Source organism: Sphingomonas sanguinis (genome assembly GCF_019297835.1).
Taxonomy (GTDB): Bacteria; Pseudomonadota; Alphaproteobacteria; order Sphingomonadales; family Sphingomonadaceae; genus Sphingomonas; species Sphingomonas sanguinis_D.
This window is the reverse complement of the sequence record NZ_CP079203.1, coordinates 2,720,819-2,742,577: the sequence shown is the minus strand read 5'-3', so window position 1 is coordinate 2,742,577 and position 21,759 is coordinate 2,720,819. Positions and strand designations below refer to the sequence as shown.

Sequence of the window (21,759 nt, the reverse complement as noted above, 5' to 3'; positions counted from 1 at the left end):
CCAATAGGTCAACGAGTACAGGTACGCCATGCGCAGGCTCCCCCCGCTGGGTGCGATCGAAGCATTTGTCCAGGTCGTGCGTCTGGGCTCCATCAAGGCGGCGGCCGAGGAATTGGCGCTGTCCGCCCCCGCGCTCAGCCGTCGGGTGCAGACGCTGGAGCGCTTCGTCGGCAAGCCGCTGTTCGCCCGGCGGCATCAGGCGATGGTGCCCAATGACGAGGGGCAGCGTCTGATGGAGCAGATCGCGCCGTTGCTCGACCAGCTTTCCGACGCGGTGGAGGCGATGACCAGCGGGCAGGAAGTGCTGCGCCTGCGACTCGGCGTCCTGCCGCTCTATGCGTCGCAGCGCTTGTTTCCGCATATGGGCCTGCTCCGCGCGGCGCATCCCGAACTGCATCTCGACATCGATACCGCCGGGCATGGCATCGCGCGGCTGGGCGAAGGGCTGGACGCGGTGATCGCGCTGGGCCGCGACATCGACCCCTCGCTCTACGCCAAGCGACTCGATCGCAACAAAGTCTATGTCATCGGCGCCAAGCGGCTGCTGGAAGGTCCCAACCCGCTACTTCGCCCCGAGCAGATGAACGGCATGACCGCCTTGCTGCACCGCGAAATGCCCGACGCCTTCACCGCCTGGTGCCAAGCCGCGGGACTGACCGAGATCAAGCCCAAGGCAATCGACTTCTTCGATTCGGGCGGCCTGATGCTGGAAGCGGTGGCGCAGGGGCTGGGCATCGCCTTCATGCACGCCAGCCATTTTGAGCATGCACACGACCCGCGGCTAGTGCGGCTGTTCAATATCGAAGTCGACAGCCCGTACAGCCACTGGTTCGTCTGCCGCCCGCGCGCGCTTCAGCAGAAGTCGGTGAAGCTGTTCCATGACTGGCTGATCGCCACGCTGTACCCGGAAGCGGCATAGCCCCCTTTTAAAGCCGTGTGATTCACACTTGCTGCCAGCCCAGAGCACGCCCCTCCCGCAGGCGAGAGGGGATGGGGGAGGGAAAGCCACGGGCAATGGTCTCCATGAGACCCCCAGCCCTCCCCCCAGCCCCCTCCCGCCTGCGGGAGGGGGAGAGGAAGAAACAACGACAAAAAGCCGCGCGTCCTGTCGGACGGCGGCTTCACGCCTTCAAGCATTCACGGGACGACGCGAACGGCCGCCCCCGCGCGAATTACTTGATCTTGGCTTCCTTGAACTCGACATGCTTGCGCACGACGGGGTCGTACTTGTTGAAGCTCAGCTTCTCGGTCTTGGTGCGCGGGTTCTTCTTCGTGACGTAAAAGAAGCCTGTATCAGCCGAGCTGACGAGCTTGATCTTGACGGTGGTCGGCTTGGCCATGACCTGGTTCCTGTATGCGTGAAAAAGCGAAAGCGGCAGCCGGAGCCGCCGCTATATAAGGGCCGCCCATGGCCCATGCCCCCGCGTGAGTCAAGCATTTCACCCGATTTAAGCCCCTCTTTACGGCCAAGCCTCTATGGAAATGGCGCGACTTCCCGCTATCGGGACGCGCATGAGAGGGATGACCATCACGATGGAGCCGGGCGAATCACCCCATGGGAGCATGGCTGCCGCCGAGATTCGCGACCAGCTCTGGGCCAGGATCGCCGCGCTCGACGTGTCCGCGCCCTATGCGCGGGCGGCCGAGCTGCTCGACGGGATAGAGGCGATTCGCCGCATCGCCCATCGCCATGGCCTCGTCCCGGCGGTCACCGTCACCCATTTCATCGACCGCGCGCTGATGCGCGAGCAGACCGGGGTGCCCGTCCATGGCTGGTTCGCGATCCTGAGCGACGCCATCGCCAGCGAGCGACAGGACTGGCAGACCGCGAACGACTTTGCCGAGGCCTGTTCGGTGCGTCTGGCCAGCTGATGGATGGGTTGATGATCGTTCTGGTCGCGACCCTGCTGTCACAGGCGGGCGGGCGGCTGAGCGGTTTTACCGAGCGGCTGGCGGAACGGACCGGCCGGTCGGCCCCGGTGCTCGGCGGGGTCATGCTCGCGCAAGGCGTGCTGGCGGCGGTGGCGATCCGGATCGGGATGCTGCTGGGGCCGCAGGTGACGCCCGAGACGCGCAGCCTGTTGCTGGCGGTCGCGCTGGTATTGGTCGGTATCGGCATGATGGGGCGACTGCCGCGTGCCGGTTCGTCCTTCGGCTCGGTTCGGCTGGGCGTCTTCGGTACCGCATTGCTGGGGGCCGGATCGATCCTGCTGATGGACTCGGGGTTGGCGCTGGTCGCGATCGCGGCCGCGCGGTCGCCTCTGCCCTGGGCGGCTTGGCCCGGTGCAGTGCTCGGGCTGCTCGGCGCGTTGCTGCCCGCGATCCTGCTGGGGCCGCGCGAGTGGCGGCGGCTGCCCTGGCGGCCGATCCGCATGACGGGCGGCGCGATCATGATCCTGATCGGCATCGTCATCGCGCTTTCGGCCAAGGGATTGATCTAGGCAGTCGATCAGACAGCGCGGGCTTAGTACATGGACAGCGGGGGAGCCATTGCGCCATCGGATCGTTTACGCAACGATTCCTCAGACAGCGGGAGCATGTCCATGTCCGATATCAACCCGGCGCTCGATACGCCGACCGACCTCAACCGCAACGCCACTGCCAGCGTCGCCGACGCGCTGAACGGAGCGCTGGCCGATTGCTATGCGCTGTACCTGAAGACGAAGAATTTCCACTGGCACGTCTCGGGCCCGCATTTCCGCGACTATCACCTGATGCTCGACGATCAGGCCACGCAGATCCTGGGCGTGACCGATGCCATTGCCGAGCGCGTGCGCAAGACCGGCAACGTCACGCTGCGCTCGATCGGCGACATCGCGCGCCGCCAGACCATCGTCGACAATGACCGCGAATTCGTGTCCGCCGCCGACATGCTGGTCGAGCTGCGCGACGACAATCTGAAGCTCGTCGAGCGTTTCCGCGCGGTCAAGGACGCCGCCGAGGACGCCAAGGACAATGCCACCAGCGGCATCGTCGACGAATGGACCGACCAGGCCGAGGAACGCGCCTGGTTCCTGTTCGAGGCGGGTCGCAAGGGCTGATTGCCCGGCCCGAGCCGATAGGAAAAGGCCCCGGTCGACGCCGGGGCCTTTTCGTTTGCGCTTGGAGGCTGTTTCAAACCGACGCGGGCAACCAGGTCGGCTCGAACTGCGGACGCCGGGGCGGCAGCGGCGAAAGGTCGCGGAGTGCGGGCAGGTCGAGCAGGCGGACACGGTGCCCCTCGCGCGAGATCAGCCCCTCGGCTTCCATGCCGCGGATCGTGCGATTGACGTGCACGGCGGTCAGGCCGAGCAGGTCGCCCATCACCTCTTGGGTCAGCGGCAGGTGGAAGCTGTTGTCCTGCACCATCCCGATCGGGGTGAGCCGCACATGGAGATCGACCAGCAACCGCGCAAGCTGCTCGCGGGCCGAGGCGTTTCCGGTGACGGCCAGCACGTCCATCAGCGCCAGCCGCTCCATCTGCACCGCCACCATGAACAGCGCCGCCAGACGTGGCGCCCGGGTAAAGAACTGCCCGACACGTTCATAGGGAACGAAGGCGGTGACCGCCTCGGTAATCGCGGTCAGCGTGTCGGCGGCCTGGGGCAGCACCATGCTGGGCGTGCCCAATATGTCGCCGGGCAGATGGATCTTCTGGATCAGCCGATGGCCGCTGCGCAGCAGGATCGACGAGCTGATCCAGCCGCGCAGGTGCAGGTGAAACCCGCCCAGCACATCGCCTTCCCGCTGAAAGGTCTCGCCGCGCCGTCGCACGACCTCGGCATCGCCCAGGGTCGTCAGCTGATGTTCTTCGGCGGGAGTCAGGCGGCACATCGCCTGGAAACGGTGGATCGGATAGGGCATGATGACAGGCTCTTCACACGGGTCCGGCGCGCTTGCCAATGACTTGGCATAAGATCGGAAAATCGATGGCGACGCCGATGCCCCCGATCGAGGCCGCATCCCATCCCCGTTTCATCGATCAACCGTAACCGGAACACCAACCCTCCCCGCCAGTTAACCCCCTATCAGGTCAGGAGGATTGCCCCATGCTCAAGCTCGCCATCACGTTCCTCGTCGTCGGATTGATCCTCGGCGCTCTCGGTTTCGGCGGCATCGGCGGTGCGTTCGTCGGGATCGCCAAGATTCTGTTCTTCATCGCGATCGCGCTGTTCGTGATCTTCCTCGTGCTTGGGCTGGTCGCGGGCAAGTCGGTGAAGAACGCGATCGACTGATCCCCCATGCGCGAATTCGCGGGGTTGCTCGACGCGCTGATCTACACGCGTTCCCGCAACGCCAAGCTGAAGCTGGTCGCGGATTATCTCGCCGCCACGCCCGATCCTGACCGGGGTTGGGCGATGGCGGCGTTGACCGGCGATCTCGACCTGCCCGGCGTCAAGCCCGCGCTGATCCGTGCGCTGATCGAGCAGCGGGTCGACCCCGTCCTGTTCCGCATGAGCCGCGACTATGTCGGCGACACCGCCGAGACGGTCGCCCTGCTCTGGCCCGCGCCCGATCGGCCGCTCGATCCCGAACCGCTGTCGGTCAGCGATGTGGTCGAGCGATTGCGGCATCTGTCGCGCTCCGACGCGCCCGCCGTGCTGGCCGACATGCTCGACCGGTCGACTGCCGAGGAGCGGTTCGCGCTGCTCAAGATGGCGACCGGGGGCCTGCGCATCGGCCTGTCCGCACGTCTGGCGAAGACCGCTTTCGCCCAGCATTTCGGGCTGGACGTCGAGGCGGTGGAGGAGGTCTGGCACGGCCTGTCGCCCCCCTATGCCGAGCTGTTCGCCTGGGGAGAAGGCACCGGCGCGCAGCCGACGCCCGCCGATGTGCCGGTCTTCCGCCCCTTCATGCTCGCCCATCCGCTGGAGGATCTGCGGGTCGACCTGACCGACTATGCCGCCGAGTGGAAATGGGACGGCATCCGGGTGCAGATCGTCCATGTCGCAGGGCAGACCCGGCTCTACAGCCGCACCGGCGACGATGTGACCCACGCCTTTCCCGATGTGGCGAGTGCTTTCGACGCGATCGGCGCGGTCGATGGCGAGCTGTTGGTCAAGGGCGAGCATCAAGGTGGCACGCTGGAGGATGGCGGCGGTGCGGCCAGCTTCAACGCGCTGCAACAAAGGCTGGGGCGCAAGACGGTGTCGGCCAAGATGCTGGCCGACTATCCCGCCTTTGTCCGGCTCTACGACATTTTGGTCGACGGGACAGAGGATGTCCGCGCTTTGCCCTGGACCGAGCGGCGCAAGAGGCTGGAGGGGTTCGCCGCCAAGCTCGACCCCGAGCGGTTCGACGTCAGCGCGGTGATCGAGGCGGAGGACTTCACCGCGCTGGAAGCCTTGCGCGCCACCGCGCGCGATGCCGCGATCGAGGGGGTGATGCTCAAGCGTCGCGATTCCCCCTATAGCGGCGGGCGGCGGGTCGGCCTGTGGTACAAATGGAAGCGCGATCCGCTGACGGCCGATTGCGTGATGATGTACGCGCAGCGCGGCAATGGGCGCCGGTCTAGCTATTATAGCGACTATACCTTCGGCTGCTGGACCGATGAGGGCGAGTTGTTGCCCGTCGGCAAGGCCTATTCGGGGATCACCGACGAGGAACTGCGTGCATTGGACCGCTTCGTGCGCGCCCATACCGTCCACCGCTTCGGCCCGGTGCGTGAGGTGGAGAAGACGCTGGTGCTGGAGATCGCGTTCGATTCAATCCACGATTCGAAGCGGCACAAATCCGGCGTCGCCATGCGCTTCCCCCGGATCGCCCGCATCCGCACCGACAAGCCCGCCGCCGAAGCCGACCGGGTGGAGACGCTCAAGCGGCTGGTGACTTAACCGAACAGCCATGTCCCCATCACCCGGCCGGGCAGGAAGGCGAAGGAGCCCGCTCCGATCAAACCGGTGAGATACAGGCTGACCATCACCTTGCGATGCGTGTCGATCCGCCCGGCCCGCGCCGCCGTGATCGCGCGCCACAGTCCGATCAGCGTGACGGGCACGAAGATGTGGATGAAGCTGAAATGCCCATGATTCAGGTCGCGCAGCGCCAGGGCGGAAAGGGCCGCGACCACCATCAGCATCGCCCAGACCTTGCCCAGCATCCGGTGCCGCGCATCCCCTTTGCGCGCCAGCAGGACATAGAGTCCCAGCGGCAGGGCGGGCAGGACCGAACCGAGATGGATCAACACCGCCACGTCGTGCACCCGCGCCAGGGTCGGTGACAGACCGAGCGCGCCACGCGCCATCGCGACCACCGCCATCACCGACAGCGTGCCACCGCCGATCAGGATCGCGGCGCGCGGGGCGGGCGACAGGTCGGACGGGCGGCGGCTCGGCCCGGAAAGGGAAAGGCTGGTCATCGGTGCGGGTCCTGATCGGAAACGAGTTGCCCCTTTCCTGACGCCGCATCGTTCCTGCGCCAGCGGACTTGCGTGGATCGGCGGTTTCCCTTCGTGGATCGGCCGATTTGCCATTTCGCAAAGCGCCAATTGGCCATAGGCACGGGGCCGTGATGCCCCGCTCCCGCCGCATAGTGATCGATATCGCGCTGATGGTCGGCGTCGGGCTGCTGCTGGCGGTGCTGGGGCCGTTCGGGACGTTCGGGGCGAGCTTTGCGTACCGGCTGATCTATTGGATCACGTTGATGCTAGCGGGCTACGCGCTTTACAAGCCGATGATGGCGGGCTCGCTGGCCTTGGCGGAGAGGCTCCATTTCCCCGAAGTGGCGGGCTGGGCCACGGCGGCGATTCTTGCCAGCGTGCCGATGAGCGTCATCGTCTGGTGGGTCGAGCAGCTTGGCCAACCGCTGCGCTGGCCCGACGCGGATCGGGCGCTGCTCCTCTATGGTAATGTGCTGGTGATCGGGGGATTGGCCAGTCTGTTGCTCTGGTATGGGCAAAAGCGACGGCGTGTTACGTCGGAGCCGGCCGCCCCCGAACCCGCCCCGCCCGTTGTCGATCCTCGCCCTGCCCTGCTCGATCGCCTGCCACCCGGTTTCGGCCCGGATATCATCGCGCTGGAGATGGAGGACCATTATCTGCGCGTCCATGGCGCCTATGGGTCGGAACTGATCCTGCTGAGGATGCGCGACGCGGTGCAGGAGGTCGCACCGCTGGTCGGGGCACAGGTGCATCGCAGCTGGTGGGTGGCACGGGATGCCGTCCGCGAGACGCATCGCGAAGGGCGCGGGCTACGACTGGTCCTGACCGGCGGGGTCGAGGCGCGGGTGTCGCGCGCGATGGTGCCGGTGCTGGAGGCCGAGGGGTGGTGGTAGCGACTTGAAATTCCTCCCCGGCACGGGGAGGGGGACCGCCGCGTAGCGGTGGTGGAGGGGGCGTGCAGCAAATGCCATTCCTTGAGGAAGCCCCCCTCCGTCAGGCCTTCGGCCTGCCACCTCCCCGTGCCGGGGAGGATTGAACGATCAGTCGCCGACGCGCTCGATATCCGCGCCGACCGCCGACAGCTTCTCTTCCAGCCGCTCGTACCCACGGTCGAGATGGTACACGCGCGACACCGACGTCTCGCCCTCGGCCGCCAGACCGGCGAGGATCAGGCTCATCGAAGCGCGCAGGTCGGTCGCCATCACCGGCGCGCCGGTCAGCTTCTCGACGCCCTTCACCATCGCGGTGCGGCCATGGACTTGGATGTCCGCGCCCATCCGCGCCAGCTCGGGCACGTGCATGTAGCGGTTCTCGAAGATCGTCTCGGTCAGGGTGCTGGTGCCCCCCGCCATGCACAGCATCGCCATGAACTGTGCCTGCATGTCGGTGGCGAAGCCCGGATAGGGCGCGGTCGACAGGGTCAGCGGCTGAAGCGGGCCATGGGCGGTGACGCGGATCGAATCGCGCTTCTCCTCGACGGTCACGCCCGCCTCGGTCAGCGCCGAGAGCGTCGCGCACATATCCTCGGCACAGGCACCGACCAGCTCCAGATCGCCGCCGGTGATCGCGGCGGCGCAGGCATAGCTGCCCGCTTCGATCCGGTCGGGCATCACCGAATAGGTGGCGCCATGCAGCCGGTCGACACCCTCGATGGTCAGCGTTTCGGTGCCGACACCGTCGATCCGCGCACCCATCGCGATCAGCAACCGGCACAGGTCGACGATCTCCGGCTCGCGCGCGGCATTGCCCAGCACCGAGGTGCCCTTGGCCGTCACGGCGGCCATCAGTGCATTCTCGGTCGCGCCGACCGACACCACCGGGAAGGTATAGCGCCCGCCCGACAGACGGCCGCCCGGCGCGCTGGCTTTCACGTAACCGGCGGTCAGCTCGATCTCCGCACCCAACGCCTCCAGCGCCTTCAGGTGCAGGTCGATCGGGCGATTGCCGATCGCACAGCCACCGGGCAGCGACACCCGCGCCTCGCCCATACGCGCCAGGATGGGGCCGAGCACCAGGATCGATGCGCGCATCTTGCGCACGATGTCATAGGGCGCCTCGGTCGAGAAGAGCTGGCCCGCACGGATCGTCATGACCCGGCCGAAATCCTCCGGCCGTGTCCCCTCGACACGGGTCGACGCGCCGATCTGGTTCAGCAGATGGCCGAACCCGTCGACATCGGCGAGGCGCGGCAGGTTGCGCAGCGTGACCGGTTCGTCGGTCAGGATCGCGCAGGGCATCAGGGTGAGCGCGGCGTTCTTTGCGCCCGAGATCTTCAGGCGGCCCGACAGCCGGTTGCCGCCGCGAATAAGGATACGGTCCATAGACCGGTCCTCCTAGCGGACGTGGCGCACATCGCCAAGGGTCCCGCCTCGCCACTCCGGGCAAAGCGACCGAAAAACCAAGAAAAGGACCGGTTGATCGATATTAATGCGTAGTCGCACCCTTGGTGGCTAAGGCGTTCGTCCGCTCGGGGGATGAGGTGTCAGTGTCAAATTGCGGGCTTGCTGATCGCCTGAACAAATGGGTTTCGCTGACCCCGGCCGAACGCGACGCCCTGGCACGGCTGGAAGATCGGCCAAGGACGATCCGGCGCGGCGCGGTGCTGATGGAAGAACAGGCGCGCAGCGACGAACTGTTCGTCGTGCAGCAGGGCATGTTGATGTGCTATGTCCTGCTCGACGACGGCAGCCGCCAGGTCGTGCGCTTCCTGTTCCCCGGCGATCTGTTCGCGCTGTCGGCACTGGTCTATGCCCGCTCGCCCGATACGGTGGTGGCGGTGTCCAACGCGGTCGTCTGTCCCTTCGACCGGGGCCAGATCGCCAAGCTCGCGACCGAGCATCCGCGCCTGTTCAGCCTGATCCTCGTGCTCAACCAGATCGAGCGGGTCATCACCACCGACCGGCTGGCCGGGCTGGGCCGCACCTCGGCACGGGTGCGGGTGGCGACGCTGCTGCTGTCGCTGCGCGGCCAGATGCGCCATGCGGGCATGGAGGTCGGCACCTCCTTCGCCCCCGGCCTGACCCAGGAGGAGATGGGCGATGCGATCGGCCTGACCGCCGTCCATGTCAACCGGATGCTGCGCCAGCTGGAAGACGATGCGCTCATCAAGCGCGAAGGCGGTCGCGTCCACCTGCTGGACGAGGCGCAGCTGGCGCGCGAGGCGGGCTATATCGACCGTTTCGAGGGGCTGGACCTGAGCTGGCTGCCGCCGGGACGGTAAACCTCCCCAGTCCTCCCTGCAAGGGGAGGTGGCAGCGCGTAAGCGCTGCCGGAGGGGTGTCACGGTTGAACATATTGCGAAAAACGGGCGGTTACACCCCTCCACCAGCTTCGCTGGTCCCCCTCCCCTTGCAGGGGAGGAATGTTCAAGAAGTGGCCCAGCGCTGCAAACGCGGCCGGACCTTCAGGAACCGCAAATAAGCCCGCTCCAACAAGGCCAGTACGAGGGGCGAACGGGCCGCCAGCCCCAATGGCCGCAGCAGCGGGATCGCCCGCCACATCGCGGCGAAGGCCGCCGCGCCCGACAGCATCCGCCCGTCCTCGCGCGCATGGAAGCGGGCGAGCAGCGTATCGCGGTCGATCGGGCACTGGTCCGCCCCCTCGCCGTCGACCGCGATGAAGGCGATCCGCTTATGCCGATCCAGCCGTCGCATCACCGCGATCTCGCGGCGACACAGCGGACAGGCGGCATCATACCAGACGGTGACCATGGTTATGCCCTTTCTCCGGTAAAGCGGCGGCCCGGTCCTTCGAGCCGCCGCCCTCCGTCAGAAAAGATCGGCGGTCATCACCTTGTTCCACACCGTCACGAAGTCGCGGACCATGCGGGGATGGCCATCCTCGGCGGCGTAGAATTCCGCGATGTTGCGCAGCTGCGAGTTCGCCCCGAAGATCAGGTCGTTGCGCGTGGCGCTGTAGCGCGTCTCGCCGCTGTCCCGGTCGTCCAGCGTGAAGCGAAGCCCCGCCTCGTCCTGCTTGGTCCAGACATAGTCCATGCTGGTCAGCACGCGGAAGAAGTCGTTGCTCAACACGCCCACCCGGTCGGTGAACAGGCCCGCCTCGCTCTCGTCCCAATTCGCCCCCAGCGCGCGCAGGCCGCCGGTCAGCACCACCCATTCGGGCGCGCTGAGCTTCAGCAGCGCCGCCTTGTCGAGGAACAGCTCCTCGGGCGCGACACGGCCCGCCGTCACCTCGGCGAAGTGATCGTCGACATAGTTGCGGAAACCGTCGACCACGGGCTTCAGCCATTCGAAGCTGTCGGCATCGGTCAATTCGTCGGTGGTGTCGCGACGCCCGGCGGTGAACGGCACCTCCAGCGCTACGCCCGCATCCGCCGCCGCCTTTTCGACCGCCGCCGTGCCGCCCAGCACGATCAGGTCGGCCAGCGACACGCGCTTGCCGCCGTTCGCCCCGTCGTTGAACGCCCCCATGATCTCGCGCAGTTTTGCAACGACGGGGACGGTACGACGGTTGACCGCCCAGTCCTTTTGCGGAGCGAGGGCGAGGCGCGCACCATTGGCGCCGCCGCGCTTGTCGCTGTCGCGATACGGAACGGCGGCGGAAAAGGCGGTGAAGGCCAGGTCCGACACCGACAGGCCGCTGTCGAGAATCCGCTGCTTCAACTGAGCGATGTCGGCGGTGTCGACCAGTTCATAGTCGCGCTCGGGGATCGGGTCCTGCCACAGCAGGTCCGGCTCGATCGTGACCTCTGGCCCGACATAACGCTCGCGCGGCCCCATGTCGCGGTGCGTCAGCTTGTACCACGCCTTCGAGAATTGCTCGGTGAAATAGTCGAAGTCGGTCAGGAACCGCTCGCAGATGGGGCGATAGACCGGATCGACCTTCAACGCGATGTCGCTGGTCATCATCATCAGCGCATGGCTCTTGCCCTCGATATGCGCATCGGGGGTGCGCGGCGCCTCACCGCTGACCGGGGTCCATTGCAGCGCACCCGCCGGGCTGCGCGTCTGTTCCCATTCCAGGCCCAGCAGATTTTCGAGATAGCTGTTGTCCCACTGGGTCGGGTTCTGGGTCCAGCTTCCCTCGATGCCGTTGGTCATGGTGAACTCGGCATTGCCGGTGCCTTCGGGGTTGTGCCAGCCCAGCCCCATCTCTTCGATCGCGGCGATCTCGGGCGGGGCGCCGATGCGGTCGGCCTTCACCATGCCATGGCTCTTGCCGAAGGCATGGCCGCCCGCGATCAGCGCCACCGTCTCCTCGTCGTTCATCGCCATCCGGGTGAAGGTGATGCGGATGTCGCGGGCCGAGGCCATCGGATCGCCGCTGGCGTACGGGCCTTCGGGGTTCACATAGATGAGCGACTGGTGCGAGGCGGCGAGCGGCTGCTCCAGATCATAGTCCGCATCGCCATTCTGCCCGCGCCAGCGCTTGTCGCGATTGACCATCTCGTCGAAGGAATCGACCTTGGTCATGTCGAAGACCTCGGGGCCCCAATAGGTCGCGTCGTCGGCCTCCCACGCATCCTCGCGCCCGCCGCCGAAACCATAGGTCGGCAGCCCCATGATCTCGAGCGAGCAATTGCCGGTCAGGACGATCAGGTCGGCCCAGGACAGCGCGGCGCCATATTTCTGCTTGATCGGCCAGAGCAGGCGACGCGACTTGTCGACATTGCCATTGTCCCACCAGCTGTTGATCGGCGCGAAACGCTGCATCGCCTCGCCCGCGCCGCCGCGCCCGTCGGCGATGCGATAGCTGCCCGCCGAGTGCCACGACATGCGGATCATCTGAGGCCCGTAATTGCCATAGTCGGACGGCCACCACGCGACCGAACTGGTCAGGAAGCGCTTGATCTCCGCCTTCAGCGCATCGAGGTCGATCTTGGCGAATTCGGCGCGATAGTCGAAATCGTCCCCCAGCGGATTGGCGCGCGGCCCGTGGCGATGCAGCTGTTCGACCCGCAGCCGGTTGGGATACCAGTCCGCCAGCGTGGGCGGCGTGGTGAAGGCGCCGCCGATCCGGTCGCCGCCAAAGGGGCACTTGCCTTCGAGTACCGTCTTATAGTCTTCCATGCCGCAAGCTCTCCGGATCATTCAGGTAAAAAGGCTGGACGCACAAAGACTTGGCGAACCACAGGCTCACCGGCACGCCCATCGGGCGGGATCATGTCGCGTTTGTCATGAACATCTGCGGCGTGTGGTCGTCCCTGGAGCGGAAGGAACCGCCGCTCGTCATCGCCAACAACGTCGGGTGCTGCCGGTCGATCCTTCAAGGCGTCACCCACGACCCAAAAATTTTAGCATGGATCAGGACCGTTACTTGGACCGATGCGCGGGGCGGTTCACCGATGAGACGGATCGTTCGGCGGCATCGGGCGTAACGACGGATTACGCCCGGCATGGGCGAATCGCGAGGGAACGGGATATGGCCGGATCGGCGGCGATCATCGGCGCAGGGATGGCGGGTCTGGCCTGTGCCGCGCGGCTGGCGGAGGCGGGATGGCGGGTCACGCCGTTCGACAAGGGACGCGGGCCCGGCGGCCGCATGGCGAGCAAGGTCGTGACGGCGCAAGGGCTGTGTTTCGTCTTCGATTACGGCGCGCAATATCTGACCGCGCGCGATCCCGGCTTCGTCGCGCAGGTCGAGGATTGGGGACGACAGGGCGTCGCCGCACGCTGGCCGGCGGCGGGTGACGATACCTGGGTCGGGATGCCGGGCATGAACGCGGTGGTCGCGCACATGGCGGCTGTGCTGGATGTCCGCTGGTCGACCCATATCCGCACCTTGCGGCGCGACGCGGACGGGTGGTGGCTGACCCATGACGCCATGACGGAGGGACCGTTCGACGCCGTCGTGCTCGCGCTCCCCGCCGAGCAGACCGCCGATCTCGCCGAACCGAGCGATACCGCGCTGGCCCGACTGGCACGCGCCAATCCTTCCGAACCGTGCTGGACCGTGCTGCTCGGCTTCGACACGGCGGTTTCGGCCCCCGACATCCTGTCTGCCGCCGACCCCATCGACTGGGCGGCGCGCAACGGCGCCAAGCCGGGGCGCGGCGGCGGCGAAGCCTGGACCATCCACGCGACGCCCGACTGGTCGCGGCGGCATGTCGAGAGCGAGCGGACGTCGGTGACCGCCTCGCTGCTCCGGGCGCTGGAGGAGCGGGTCGGTACTTTGCCCGTGCCGGTCCATGCGACCGCGCACCGCTGGCGCTATGCCCGGTCGGGCAAGGCGGGAATCGGGGCCTATCACCGGCCCGACATCGCGCTGGCGGCGTGCGGCGACTGGCTGATCGCGCCGCGCGTGGAAAGCGCCTGGCTGTCCGGGCGGCAGGCCGCGGAGATGCTGCTCGCGTGAAGCGCGCGGTAGCGCGATGCCGCCCCCCGAGCCGGGTCGGTAGGGGTTGGAATCGCGTCGAATCCCCCCTGCGATCAAAACTATGGCGGTCGCCCGGCGCCATGCTTATGATGCACCCCCGCGCAGCCGGGGGGCCGCGTCGTGTCCACCACCCGACAATGCGGGATAGTTAAGCAGCGCGCATGAATCGTTTCGCCATCGGTATCGCCGGCATTCTCGTCATTCTGGGCATCGCCGTTGCCCTGTCCACCGACCGCCGGGCGATCCGCCCGCGCGTCGTCGGCGCGGCCTTTGCGTTGCAGGCGGGGATCGCGGTCCTCGTCCTCTATGTGCCGTGGGGCAAGCGGGTGCTGCAATGGCTGTCGGGCGGGGTCGCCGGGCTGCTCGGCTATGCGAATGAGGGGACCAAGTTTCTGTTCGGGGCACTGGCGTCCGATCCGCTGGGCCGCAACTTCGCGATCCAGGCGCTGCCGGTCATCATCTTCTTCGCCGCGCTCGTCTCGATCCTCTATTATCTGGGGATCATGCAGCTGGTCGTGCGCTGGCTGGGCGGCGCGATCGAGAAGGTGATCGGCGTGTCGAAGGTCGAATCGCTCTGCGCCGCCGCGAACGTGTTCGTCGGCCAGTCCGAATCGCCGCTCGTCATCCGCCCCTATCTGGCCGGGCTCACCCCGGCGCAGCTGTTCACCGTGATGACCAGCGGCATGGCGGGCGTGGCGGGTACGATCCTGGCGGCCTATGCCTCGATGGGCATCTCGATCGAATATCTGCTCGCGGCCAGCTTCATGGCGGCGCCCGGCGGCATCCTGATGGCCAAGATCATCATGCCCGACCGGATCGAGCCACCCGCCGGGCAGCTGCCGCTGGGCGACGTGATCGAGGACGAAAAGATCGCGCTGGCCGAGGCCACGCATGACGAGGAAAAGCCCGCCAACATCATCATGGCGGCCGCGCAAGGGGCGCAGACCGGCGTGAAGCTGGCCGTGGCGGTCGGCGCGATGGTGCTGGCCTTCGTCGCGCTGGTCGCGCTGGCCAACGGGCTGCTGGGTGGCCTGGGCAATTTGATCGGTATTCCGGGGCTGAGCTTCCAGGCGCTGCTCGGTTATGTCTTCCAGCCGATCATGGCGCTGCTCAACGTGCCGTGGAAGGAAGCGGGCATTGCGGGCGGCTTGTTCGGCGAGAAGATCGTGCTCAACGAGTTCGTCGCCTATATCGATCTGGGCAAGCAGGCCGCGCAGCTCTCGCCGCGCACCGTCGCGGTCATCACCTTCGCGCTGTGCGGTTTCGCCAATTTCTCGTCGATCGCGATCCAGATGGCGGTGACGGGCAGCCTGGCCCCCAATCAGCGTCCGACCATCGCGCGTCTGGGCGTCCGCGCGCTGATCGCGGGGAGCCTGGCCAATCTGATGTCGGCGGCGCTGGCGGGTCTGCTGATCGCATAAATTCCTCCCCTGGAAGGGGAGGTGGCAGGGCGAAGCCCTGACGGAGGGGTGTCACCCCTATCGAGAGCGGGACACCCCTCCACCAGCTTCGCTGGTCCCCCTCCCCTTACAGGGGAGGAATATCACCTTTACGGGGTTGATCCCCTTCACAAGCGCGCTATGGGCGCCCTGTCGACCGCAGACGTGGCCGACTCACGCATAGGATCACAATGCCCCGATCTAGTCCCTTGTCCGGCGACGAGGACAGTAGACGCATCCGCGTCCACGTTCTTGCCGACCGTCTGACGGGCCTGACGGGGTCGACGGTGTCGGCCCGCTAGAGCCGTTCCTCGCCGACCTCCGCCGGGCTCGACCACACGAACCCGAAGGAGGTCTGCCATGACCCGTACCCTGTTCCGCGCGCATGTCCGCGCCCATTCCCTCGCCACCGTGATGGCGAGCGTCCCGCGCGAGCGCGCCCGGCTGCTCCGCCTGGTCGCGTCCACCCGTCCGCAGGCGATGCGCCGCCCCCGCGCCAGCGCCTGATCCGGGAATAACGTCATGATCCGTATCGTTTCGCGGGCCGCGCTGTGCGGCCTGTTCCTCGTCGCGCGCGCCGCTTTTGCGCAGGACAGCCAGCCGGAGGATTTCGCGATCCACGGCCAAGCGACGCTGGTCGCCCAGGGCGTCGGCGGCTTTGCCTCGCCCTATACGGGCCCCAACAGCCTGGCCCCGCGCCAATTGAAGGAAACGGCCGACGTCACCGCCTTTATCGGCGCGCGTCCCTGGGCCGGGGGTGAGCTGTGGGTGAATCCGGAGATCGACCAGGGCTTCGGCCTGTCCAACACGCTGGGCGTCGCGGGCTTCCCGAGCGCCGAGGCCTATAAGGTCGGCAAGAGCGAACCCTATTTCCGGCTGCAACGCGCCTTTTTCCGCCAGACCTTCGGACTGGGCGGCGCGCGTGAAGCGGTGGCGGGCGTCGCCAACCAGCTGGGCGGATCACGCTCGGTCGACCGGATCGTGCTGACCATCGGCAAGTTCGGGGTCGGCGACATATTCGACACCAACCCATACGCCCACGACCCGCGCGGCGATTTCCTCAACTGGTCGGCGGTCGATACCGGCAGCTTCGATTATGCCGCCGATGCCTGGGGCTATACGACCGGCATCGCGGGCGAGCTGTATCGGGGAAACTGGACGCTCCGCACCGGGCTGTTCAACCTGTCGACCGTCCCCAATGGCGAGCGGCTGGAACATGGTTTCAGCCAATATCAGCTCGATGCCGAGATCGAGCATCGCCACCAGATCGCTGGGCGGCCCGGATCGGTGCGCTTCGGGTTTTTCCGCAACCGAGGCAATTTCAGCCGCTTCGACGAGGCGCTGGCCTATGCCGCCACCACCGGGGGTGCGGTCGATCCGTCCTTTACCCGGCGACGGATGACGCGGGTCGGCGGCTATATGAACATGGACCAGGCCCTGACCGATACGCTCGGCCTGTTCGCGCGGGTCGGGGTGAGTGATGGGTCGATCGAGCCTTACGACTTCACCGATATCGACCGCACGGCGCAGATCGGGGGATCGCTGAACGGCAAAGGCTGGGGCCGGGCGCAGGACCGGGTCGGGCTGGCGCTGATCGCCAACGGGATCTCGGCCGAGCATCGCCGCTATCTGGCGGCGGGTGGACTGGGCGTGCTGGTCGGCGACGGGAAGCTGCCGAATGCGGGCGCGGAGGAGATTGCCGAGGCCTATTACGACGTCGCGCTCACCCGCGCGCTCGCAGTGACGCTGGATGCACAATATGTGGAGAATCCGGGGTATAACCGCGATCGCGGGCCTGCGGAAGTGTTCGCGCTGCGCGTCCACGGCGCGTTCTAAAATCCTCCCCGGCACGGGGAGGTGGCAGGCCGAAGGCCTGACGGAGGGGGCTTGCCACATAGGTCATCCCTATCGGCGATCCCCCTCCACCATCCTGCGGATGGTCCCCCTCCCCGTGCCGGGGAGGATTGGGAATTACCGCGTCGGCACCGGCTCGGCGCCGGTATAGTCATAGAAACCGCGCCTGGTCTTGCGGCCATACCAGCCCGCTTCGACATATTTGATGAGCAGCGGCGCGGGCCGGAACTTGGGATCGCCCGTTCCCTCGAACAGGACACGCGTGATTTCCAGGCATGTATCCAGCCCGATGAAATCGGCCAGCGTCAGCGGACCCATCGGATGGTTCAGCCCCAGCTGGCACGCCGCGTCGATGTCGGGGATCGTCGCTACGCCCTCGCCCAGCGCGAAGATCGCTTCGTTGATCATCGGCATCAGCACGCGGTTGACGATGAAACCCGGCGCGTCATTGGCGTGGACGACGCGCTTGCCCAGTTCCTGCGCGAAGCTCTCGACCTTCGCGACGGTCTCGTCCGAGGTGGCGAGGCCGCGGATCAGTTCGATCAGGCCCATGACGGGCACCGGATTGAAGAAGTGCACGCCGACGAAACGCCCCGCATCGGGGGCGGCCTGCGCCAGCCGGGTGATCGGGATGGACGAGGTGTTGGTCGCCAGGATCGCGGTGTCGGACATCCCCTTGCCGACTTCCTCGAAGATCGCGCGCTTGATGGCCTCGCGCTCGGTCGCGGCCTCGATCACCAACTCGCAATCCGCCATGGCGGACAGGCTGCCGACCGGCTCGATCCGGCCGAGCAGGGCGTCGGCGTCCTCGCGCGTCGTCTTTTCCTTCGTCACCAGCCGGTCGAGCGCCTTGGCGATGCCCGCCTTGCCCGCTTCGGCCCGCTCGGCGGAAACATCGGCCAGCTTCACTGCATAGCCCGCCGCCGCCGAGACTTGCGCGATGCCCGCGCCCATCTGGCCGGCTCCGATCACGCCCACTGACTTCATCAATACTCTCCTATTTTCCGGCCCGTATCTCTGCCACAAAGCCTGTTGGAACGCGCCCTATCCGGTTCGGAACGGGATCGCCAGCCAAGGGGTTGATCGGGTATGATTCGCATGAGCCTTGCCGTGAGCGTCGCGCTGATCGCCACCACGGCGACCACCGCCACGCCGGACACGCCCCGGCCCGGCAAGCTGAAGCTGTTCCACGACTGGATCGTGGCCTGCGACAATGGCCGGGGATGCGAGGCGGCTTCGCTGGCGGCAGAGGAGTCGGCGCTTCAGGATGTCGGGCTGATCGTGACGCGCGATGGCCCAGGCCGGGTGACGGTGCGCATCCGCGACATGACCGGCAAGGCGAAGACGGCCAGCGTCCGGGTCGACGGGCGCACCGTTGCCTCCACCCCGCTGGACCGGGACGGTGAGGGCGAATGGCAGGGCGCCTCCGCCAGCGCGCTGGTCGCGGCCATCGCCAGGGGCAAGCGCGCCACGCTGCTGACCCCGGCCGCGCATCCGCTCGCCCTGTCGGGCGCGGCGGCGGCCTTTCGTTATATGGACGACCGGCAGGGGCGCGCGGGCACGACCTCCGCGCTGATCGCGCGCGGGGCGAAACGCTATCGCGGCACCGCACCGGCGCTGCCGGTGGTGCAGGTCGTCACCCCGCCCCCCGGCCCTGCCCCCGTCATCCCTGCCACCGCGATCAGCGAGGCGCGGCGGCGCTATGGCTGCGTGATCGACGATGGCAGCCCGTTCAGCGCCGACGCCCACCGGCTCGACCGGCGCAATACGCTGGTCCTGATGTCGTGCGGCGCGGGGGCGTATAACTATCTGGTCAAGCCGCTGATCTGGCGCGACGGCCGGTTGAGCCCCGCCGCCTTCGATTTCGCCTATCATTTCGGCGAGGAGCCCGATTCCGGCCAGCCCGAGATCCTGGTCAATGTGGAATGGTCGCGCGACGGTCGCCTGTCGAGCTGGGGCAAGGGCCGGGGCCTGGGCGATTGCGGCGATGCGCAGCAATTCGGCTGGGACGGCACCCGCTTCCGCCTGCTCCACGCCGCGCAGATGACCGAATGCCGGGGCGCGATCGACACGCTGACCGTCTGGCGCACGCGGGTCGTGCCCGTGAAACCACGATAGAGGAGACAGGGATGCTCGAACATCTGCCCGCCTGGCTGGGCAAGGCGATGAGCGGCTGGCGCGCCGGGGTCGAATCGATCGCGGTCGTCCGCCCCGAACTGGCACCGCCTGCCGCGATGGCGCTGCACAGCCCCGCCTTTGGCGATATGGCACGGCTGCCCGAGCGCTTTACCGCCGATGGCGAGGGCGTGTCGCCGCCGCTCTATTGGGGCGATCCGCCCGAGGGGACGGCAATGCTGGCGCTGATCGCCGAGGATGCCGATGCCCCCACCCCGCAGCCCCTGGTCCACGCCATCGTCTGGAAGTTGCCGCCCCAGGCTGGCGAACTGGCCGAGGGGGCGATCGTCGCGGACGGCGCGGGCACGCCTGAGGGCGGCGATGTCGGGCGCAATTCATACTTGAGCGAAGGCTGGCTGCCGCCCGATCCACCGCGCGGGCATGGCGAGCATCGTTATGTCTTCCAGCTCTTCGCGCTGGATGCGGTGGTCGAGATCGGCGGACAGACGCCGGGTCGCGGCGCGCTGGTCGAGGCGATGGCGGGACATGTCTTGGCCGCCGGGGTGCTGACGGGCACCTATTCGCGCGAGGAGGAAGCGCCGGTCGGCCCGGTGGGCGCAGGCGCTTTGGCCTGACGCGGGAGAGAAGGACGGCCGGGTGTCAGGACAGGACGGCCCGGCCGCCGGAAGGGGTCAAGGCGATCACGCTCAGGCGATCGGGAAGATCGGGGCGGCGGTGGTGATGGCCAGCCCGGCGAAGACGAAAGCGCCGAGGACCGAGACGAGGATCTGGCGAGCCTGGAACGAAGCGAACATGGTGAAATTCCCTGAATGATCCGCCGGTCGGACCGTCCAACCGGCGATATCAGGGACATTGCAGAGAGCGTGCCAGTTTCAGAATTGGCGGTTTTTCGGGCTTTTCCGAAAGACGCCAAGGATGTTTGGGAAATTCCGCCACCACCCCACGGGACTTTCCGCCACAGGGTGGCGGAAAATCAGCCGTCGCTATAGGCCCGGTCGCGGCCTTCCTTTTTCGCCCGGTAAAGAAGCGCGTCGGCGCGGGCGAACAGCGTCTCCTGCGTGTCGCCGGGACCCATCGCGGTGATCCCGGCGGAGAAGGTGATCTCGCCCACCGGTTCGCCCGTCTCGCGCACCCGCATACGGCGGCTGCGGACCGCATCGCGCGCCCGCTCGACCAGCGCCACCGCCTGATCCGCCGTCAGACCGGACATCAGGATGGTGAACTCCTCGCCACCATGACGGCAGACGAGATGCCCCTCGCATTCCTCGGCCAGGATCTTACCGATCGAATGCAGCACCCGGTCGCCGGTGGCGTGGCCCAGTTCGTCGTTGATCCGCTTGAACCGATCGACATCGCACAGCGCCAGATGGCAGCTGTCCGACGCCTGGAAACACTGGCCCAGCGCCTCGGAAAAGGCGAGGCGGTTGGCCAGGCCGGTCAGCGGATCGCGCCGCGCCGTCACTCGCGCCTCGGCCAGCTTCTCGCGCAGCGTATCGGCCTCCGCCGTCGCCTGTTCCAGCCGCCGCTCGGTCGCGTTGATCCGCTCCAGCATCTCGCCGGTCAGCGTCGCCAGCGTCGGCAGGTCGATCCCGCCGTCCCGGTTCATCTCCGCCACGTTGCGCGCCAGATTGACGCCGAACGCCGTGGTGTCCGCCTGGAAACTGCGGATCACGGTCATGAACGCCGCGACCTGATTCTCGGTCTGCTCGGCCAGCGCGTCCGATCGCGCCTCCGCCTCGGGCAGCACGATCCGCTCGGCCGGTGTTTCGCGGGCCGCTTCGGATTCGGCGGCGGGGGCCGGCTCGGGCATTGGACGCGACTCACCGACAGGGCCGCCCAGCCGGACGATGTCGTCCCGGTGCAGACGCACGCCGCCATCGATCAGCAAGGCGACCGCGCGCGCCAGGCTGCCATTGGGTTCGGTCAGGATGGCGTGGACGAAGGCGTAATGGGCGGGATCGGGCGACAGCCGGTGATCCTCCAGAAACTGCCCGATACGCTCGTACAAACTAGCAGGCGTCGTCATCGCGCGTTGCGGCTCCGCCTCCGCCATTTCGCCCCATCCCCTGTAAAGCCCCATGACACGCCCCGGTCAGCGACGGCTTTGCAGGTCACGCACCGCGGCCAGCGTCGTGGCGACATGCTCCGCGGGGTTCATATCGTCGTGAACGAAGACGACGCGACCGTCGCGGCCGATGACATAGCTGGTGCGCGAGGTGATGTCGCGGCCCTCGATCTGACGGCCGAGCGCGACGTCATAGCCCTTGACGATCGCGGGACCGGCGCTAGCGACCGGGAACTTGCCCGCGCATTCGGCCTTGGAAAAGGCGGCGAGCTTGTCGACCGGGTCGGCCGACATGCCGATCACGCGCGCACCGGCGGCGCGAAAGGCGTCGATCTTCTCGGCAAAGGCGCGTGCCTCGGCGCTGCATCCGCTCGTGAAGGCGGCGGGGAAGAAATAGAGGACGACCGGGCCATGGCGCAGCTGTTCCTTGAGGTGCAGCGTGAAGACCTTGCCCGCCACCGCGCCGCGCGTGGTGAAATCGGGCGCCGCCGCGCCGGGGCGCAAGGCCGCTGCGGCCGGTACCGCCGCCATTGCCAGGAGAACGCCCAACACTGCCCTCATCGCCCTATTCC

Annotated in this window: 23 protein-coding genes; 14 read left to right on the top strand and 9 right to left on the bottom strand. The window is 67.2% G+C overall.

Translation table 11 applies throughout. The features are described from left to right. Positions 1-28 precede the first annotated feature (28 nt). On the top strand, positions 29-919 hold the full coding sequence (locus KV697_RS12825; protein ID WP_219018517.1) for a LysR substrate-binding domain-containing protein: 891 nt from the start codon (positions 29-31) through the stop codon (positions 917-919). 253 nt (positions 920-1,172) lie between these two features. Here KV697_RS12825 and rpmG read toward each other — a convergent pair whose 3' ends face one another. Further along, complete coding sequence (gene rpmG, locus KV697_RS12820; protein WP_007407030.1) at positions 1,173-1,340, bottom strand: 50S ribosomal protein L33; 168 nt, start codon at positions 1,338-1,340, stop codon at positions 1,173-1,175. A 181-nt stretch (positions 1,341-1,521) separates the two neighbouring features. Here rpmG and KV697_RS12815 point away from each other — a divergent pair, with 181 nt between their 5' ends. The 3 genes from KV697_RS12815 to KV697_RS12805 all read left to right on the top strand — a co-directional run bounded on the left by KV697_RS12815 (position 1,522) and on the right by KV697_RS12805 (position 3,041). After that, positions 1,522-1,872 carry a hypothetical protein gene (locus KV697_RS12815; RefSeq protein ID WP_257575321.1) on the top strand — a complete coding sequence of 117 codons (351 nt, stop codon included), beginning with the start codon at positions 1,522-1,524 and terminating at the stop codon, positions 1,870-1,872. 11 nt (positions 1,873-1,883) lie between these two features. Beyond that, positions 1,884-2,441, top strand: coding sequence for a TMEM165/GDT1 family protein (locus KV697_RS12810; protein WP_219018516.1), 558 nt, complete (start codon positions 1,884-1,886; stop codon positions 2,439-2,441). Between the two features lie 102 nt (positions 2,442-2,543). Then, a complete protein-coding gene (locus KV697_RS12805) occupies positions 2,544-3,041 on the top strand; it encodes a Dps family protein (RefSeq protein WP_374011362.1) in 498 nt (165 codons plus the stop codon). Between the two features lie 73 nt (positions 3,042-3,114). Here KV697_RS12805 and KV697_RS12800 read toward each other — a convergent pair whose 3' ends face one another. Next, positions 3,115-3,843, bottom strand: coding sequence for a Crp/Fnr family transcriptional regulator (locus KV697_RS12800; protein WP_219018514.1), 729 nt, complete (start codon positions 3,841-3,843; stop codon positions 3,115-3,117). A 185-nt stretch (positions 3,844-4,028) separates the two neighbouring features. On the opposite strand from KV697_RS12800, the gene KV697_RS12795 reads away from it, so the two are divergent. Next, positions 4,029-4,214, top strand: a complete 186-nt coding sequence (locus tag KV697_RS12795) for a DUF1328 domain-containing protein (RefSeq protein ID WP_007407044.1) — start codon at positions 4,029-4,031, stop codon at positions 4,212-4,214. A gap of 6 nt (positions 4,215-4,220) precedes the next feature. Beyond that, positions 4,221-5,813, top strand: a complete 1,593-nt coding sequence (locus KV697_RS12790; protein WP_219018513.1) for a cisplatin damage response ATP-dependent DNA ligase — start codon at positions 4,221-4,223, stop codon at positions 5,811-5,813. On the opposite strand, the gene KV697_RS12785 is transcribed toward KV697_RS12790, so the two are convergent. After that, positions 5,810-6,337: a DUF2306 domain-containing protein gene (locus KV697_RS12785; protein WP_219018512.1), complete on the bottom strand. Its 528-nt coding sequence runs from the start codon at positions 6,335-6,337 to the stop codon at positions 5,810-5,812. The two genes, KV697_RS12790 and KV697_RS12785, sit on opposite strands and share 4 nt — an antisense overlap. 152 nt (positions 6,338-6,489) lie before the next feature. Between KV697_RS12785 and KV697_RS12780 the strand changes: the two genes are divergently transcribed. After that, positions 6,490-7,251, top strand: a complete 762-nt coding sequence (locus KV697_RS12780; protein ID WP_257575868.1) for a LytTR family DNA-binding domain-containing protein — start codon at positions 6,490-6,492, stop codon at positions 7,249-7,251. Between the two features lie 147 nt (positions 7,252-7,398). Here KV697_RS12780 and murA read toward each other — a convergent pair whose 3' ends face one another. Beyond that, entirely contained in the window at positions 7,399-8,679 is a 1,281-nt protein-coding gene (gene murA, locus KV697_RS12775; RefSeq protein ID WP_219018510.1) for a UDP-N-acetylglucosamine 1-carboxyvinyltransferase, read from the bottom strand. Between the two features lie 158 nt (positions 8,680-8,837). Between murA and KV697_RS12770 the strand changes: the two genes are divergently transcribed. Continuing rightward, positions 8,838-9,578, top strand: a complete 741-nt coding sequence (locus KV697_RS12770) for a Crp/Fnr family transcriptional regulator (protein ID WP_257575320.1) — start codon at positions 8,838-8,840, stop codon at positions 9,576-9,578. A 145-nt stretch (positions 9,579-9,723) separates the two neighbouring features. On the opposite strand, the gene KV697_RS12765 is transcribed toward KV697_RS12770, so the two are convergent. Further along, entirely contained in the window at positions 9,724-10,068 is a 345-nt protein-coding gene (locus KV697_RS12765; protein WP_219018509.1) for a thiol-disulfide oxidoreductase DCC family protein, read from the bottom strand. Positions 10,069-10,125: 57 nt separating this feature from the next. Then, positions 10,126-12,387, bottom strand: coding sequence for a catalase/peroxidase HPI (gene katG, locus KV697_RS12760; RefSeq protein ID WP_219018508.1), 2,262 nt, complete (start codon positions 12,385-12,387; stop codon positions 10,126-10,128). A 352-nt stretch (positions 12,388-12,739) separates the two neighbouring features. On the opposite strand from katG, the gene KV697_RS12755 reads away from it, so the two are divergent. The 4 genes from KV697_RS12755 (at position 12,740) to KV697_RS12740 (ending at position 16,968) form a co-directional block, all read left to right on the top strand. After that, positions 12,740-13,672: an NAD(P)/FAD-dependent oxidoreductase gene (locus tag KV697_RS12755; RefSeq protein ID WP_219018507.1), complete on the top strand. Its 933-nt coding sequence runs from the start codon at positions 12,740-12,742 to the stop codon at positions 13,670-13,672. A gap of 182 nt (positions 13,673-13,854) precedes the next feature. Further along, positions 13,855-15,114 (top strand): NupC/NupG family nucleoside CNT transporter, encoded by a 1,260-nt coding sequence (locus KV697_RS12750; protein ID WP_219018506.1) that lies wholly within the window; start codon positions 13,855-13,857, stop codon positions 15,112-15,114. 378 nt (positions 15,115-15,492) lie between these two features. Beyond that, a complete protein-coding gene (locus KV697_RS12745) occupies positions 15,493-15,639 on the top strand; it encodes a hypothetical protein (RefSeq protein WP_157013673.1) in 147 nt (48 codons plus the stop codon). 15 nt (positions 15,640-15,654) lie between these two features. Next, positions 15,655-16,968, top strand: coding sequence for a carbohydrate porin (locus KV697_RS12740; protein WP_219018505.1), 1,314 nt, complete (start codon positions 15,655-15,657; stop codon positions 16,966-16,968). Positions 16,969-17,103: 135 nt separating this feature from the next. On the opposite strand, the gene KV697_RS12735 is transcribed toward KV697_RS12740, so the two are convergent. Beyond that, positions 17,104-17,973, bottom strand: a complete 870-nt coding sequence (locus tag KV697_RS12735) for a 3-hydroxyacyl-CoA dehydrogenase NAD-binding domain-containing protein (protein WP_219018504.1) — start codon at positions 17,971-17,973, stop codon at positions 17,104-17,106. A gap of 111 nt (positions 17,974-18,084) precedes the next feature. Between KV697_RS12735 and KV697_RS12730 the strand changes: the two genes are divergently transcribed. Both KV697_RS12730 and KV697_RS12725 read left to right on the top strand, forming a co-directional pair. Then, positions 18,085-19,104: a DUF1176 domain-containing protein gene (locus KV697_RS12730; RefSeq protein WP_219018503.1), complete on the top strand. Its 1,020-nt coding sequence runs from the start codon at positions 18,085-18,087 to the stop codon at positions 19,102-19,104. An 11-nt stretch (positions 19,105-19,115) separates the two neighbouring features. Next, complete coding sequence (locus KV697_RS12725; RefSeq protein WP_219018502.1) at positions 19,116-19,736, top strand: YbhB/YbcL family Raf kinase inhibitor-like protein; 621 nt, start codon at positions 19,116-19,118, stop codon at positions 19,734-19,736. Between the two features lie 359 nt (positions 19,737-20,095). Here the strand turns inward: KV697_RS12725 and KV697_RS12720 are convergent, their stop codons facing one another. Together KV697_RS12720 and KV697_RS12715 are read right to left on the bottom strand one after the other, a co-directional pair. Continuing rightward, positions 20,096-21,148, bottom strand: a complete 1,053-nt coding sequence (locus KV697_RS12720) for a GGDEF domain-containing protein (RefSeq protein ID WP_219018501.1) — start codon at positions 21,146-21,148, stop codon at positions 20,096-20,098. A 66-nt stretch (positions 21,149-21,214) separates the two neighbouring features. Next, on the bottom strand, positions 21,215-21,748 hold the full coding sequence (locus tag KV697_RS12715) for a peroxiredoxin (RefSeq protein WP_219018500.1): 534 nt from the start codon (positions 21,746-21,748) through the stop codon (positions 21,215-21,217). Positions 21,749-21,759: the final 11 nt, after the last annotated feature.

Coding starts and splice junctions, on each gene's coding strand:
- KV697_RS12780 (WP_257575868.1), top strand. CDS start 6,490: ATGCCCCGCTCCCGCCGCATAGTGATCGATATCGCGCTGATGGTCGGC.
- murA (WP_219018510.1), bottom strand. CDS start 8,679: ATGGACCGTATCCTTATTCGCGGCGGCAACCGGCTGTCGGGCCGCCTG.
- rpmG (WP_007407030.1), bottom strand. CDS start 1,340: ATGGCCAAGCCGACCACCGTCAAGATCAAGCTCGTCAGCTCGGCTGAT.
- KV697_RS12735 (WP_219018504.1), bottom strand. CDS start 17,973: ATGAAGTCAGTGGGCGTGATCGGAGCCGGCCAGATGGGCGCGGGCATC.
- KV697_RS12795 (WP_007407044.1), top strand. CDS start 4,029: ATGCTCAAGCTCGCCATCACGTTCCTCGTCGTCGGATTGATCCTCGGC.
- KV697_RS12745 (WP_157013673.1), top strand. CDS start 15,493: ATGACCCGTACCCTGTTCCGCGCGCATGTCCGCGCCCATTCCCTCGCC.
- KV697_RS12815 (WP_257575321.1), top strand. CDS start 1,522: ATGACCATCACGATGGAGCCGGGCGAATCACCCCATGGGAGCATGGCT.
- KV697_RS12730 (WP_219018503.1), top strand. CDS start 18,085: ATGAGCCTTGCCGTGAGCGTCGCGCTGATCGCCACCACGGCGACCACC.
- KV697_RS12715 (WP_219018500.1), bottom strand. CDS start 21,748: ATGAGGGCAGTGTTGGGCGTTCTCCTGGCAATGGCGGCGGTACCGGCC.
- KV697_RS12755 (WP_219018507.1), top strand. CDS start 12,740: ATGGCCGGATCGGCGGCGATCATCGGCGCAGGGATGGCGGGTCTGGCC.
- KV697_RS12765 (WP_219018509.1), bottom strand. CDS start 10,068: ATGGTCACCGTCTGGTATGATGCCGCCTGTCCGCTGTGTCGCCGCGAG.
- KV697_RS12750 (WP_219018506.1), top strand. CDS start 13,855: ATGAATCGTTTCGCCATCGGTATCGCCGGCATTCTCGTCATTCTGGGC.
- KV697_RS12790 (WP_219018513.1), top strand. CDS start 4,221: ATGCGCGAATTCGCGGGGTTGCTCGACGCGCTGATCTACACGCGTTCC.
- KV697_RS12805 (WP_374011362.1), top strand. CDS start 2,544: ATGTCCGATATCAACCCGGCGCTCGATACGCCGACCGACCTCAACCGC.
- KV697_RS12720 (WP_219018501.1), bottom strand. CDS start 21,148: ATGACGACGCCTGCTAGTTTGTACGAGCGTATCGGGCAGTTTCTGGAG.
- KV697_RS12800 (WP_219018514.1), bottom strand. CDS start 3,843: ATGCCCTATCCGATCCACCGTTTCCAGGCGATGTGCCGCCTGACTCCC.
- KV697_RS12825 (WP_219018517.1), top strand. CDS start 29: ATGCGCAGGCTCCCCCCGCTGGGTGCGATCGAAGCATTTGTCCAGGTC.
- KV697_RS12725 (WP_219018502.1), top strand. CDS start 19,116: ATGCTCGAACATCTGCCCGCCTGGCTGGGCAAGGCGATGAGCGGCTGG.
- KV697_RS12810 (WP_219018516.1), top strand. CDS start 1,884: ATGATCGTTCTGGTCGCGACCCTGCTGTCACAGGCGGGCGGGCGGCTG.
- katG (WP_219018508.1), bottom strand. CDS start 12,387: ATGGAAGACTATAAGACGGTACTCGAAGGCAAGTGCCCCTTTGGCGGC.
- KV697_RS12740 (WP_219018505.1), top strand. CDS start 15,655: ATGATCCGTATCGTTTCGCGGGCCGCGCTGTGCGGCCTGTTCCTCGTC.
- KV697_RS12785 (WP_219018512.1), bottom strand. CDS start 6,337: ATGACCAGCCTTTCCCTTTCCGGGCCGAGCCGCCGCCCGTCCGACCTG.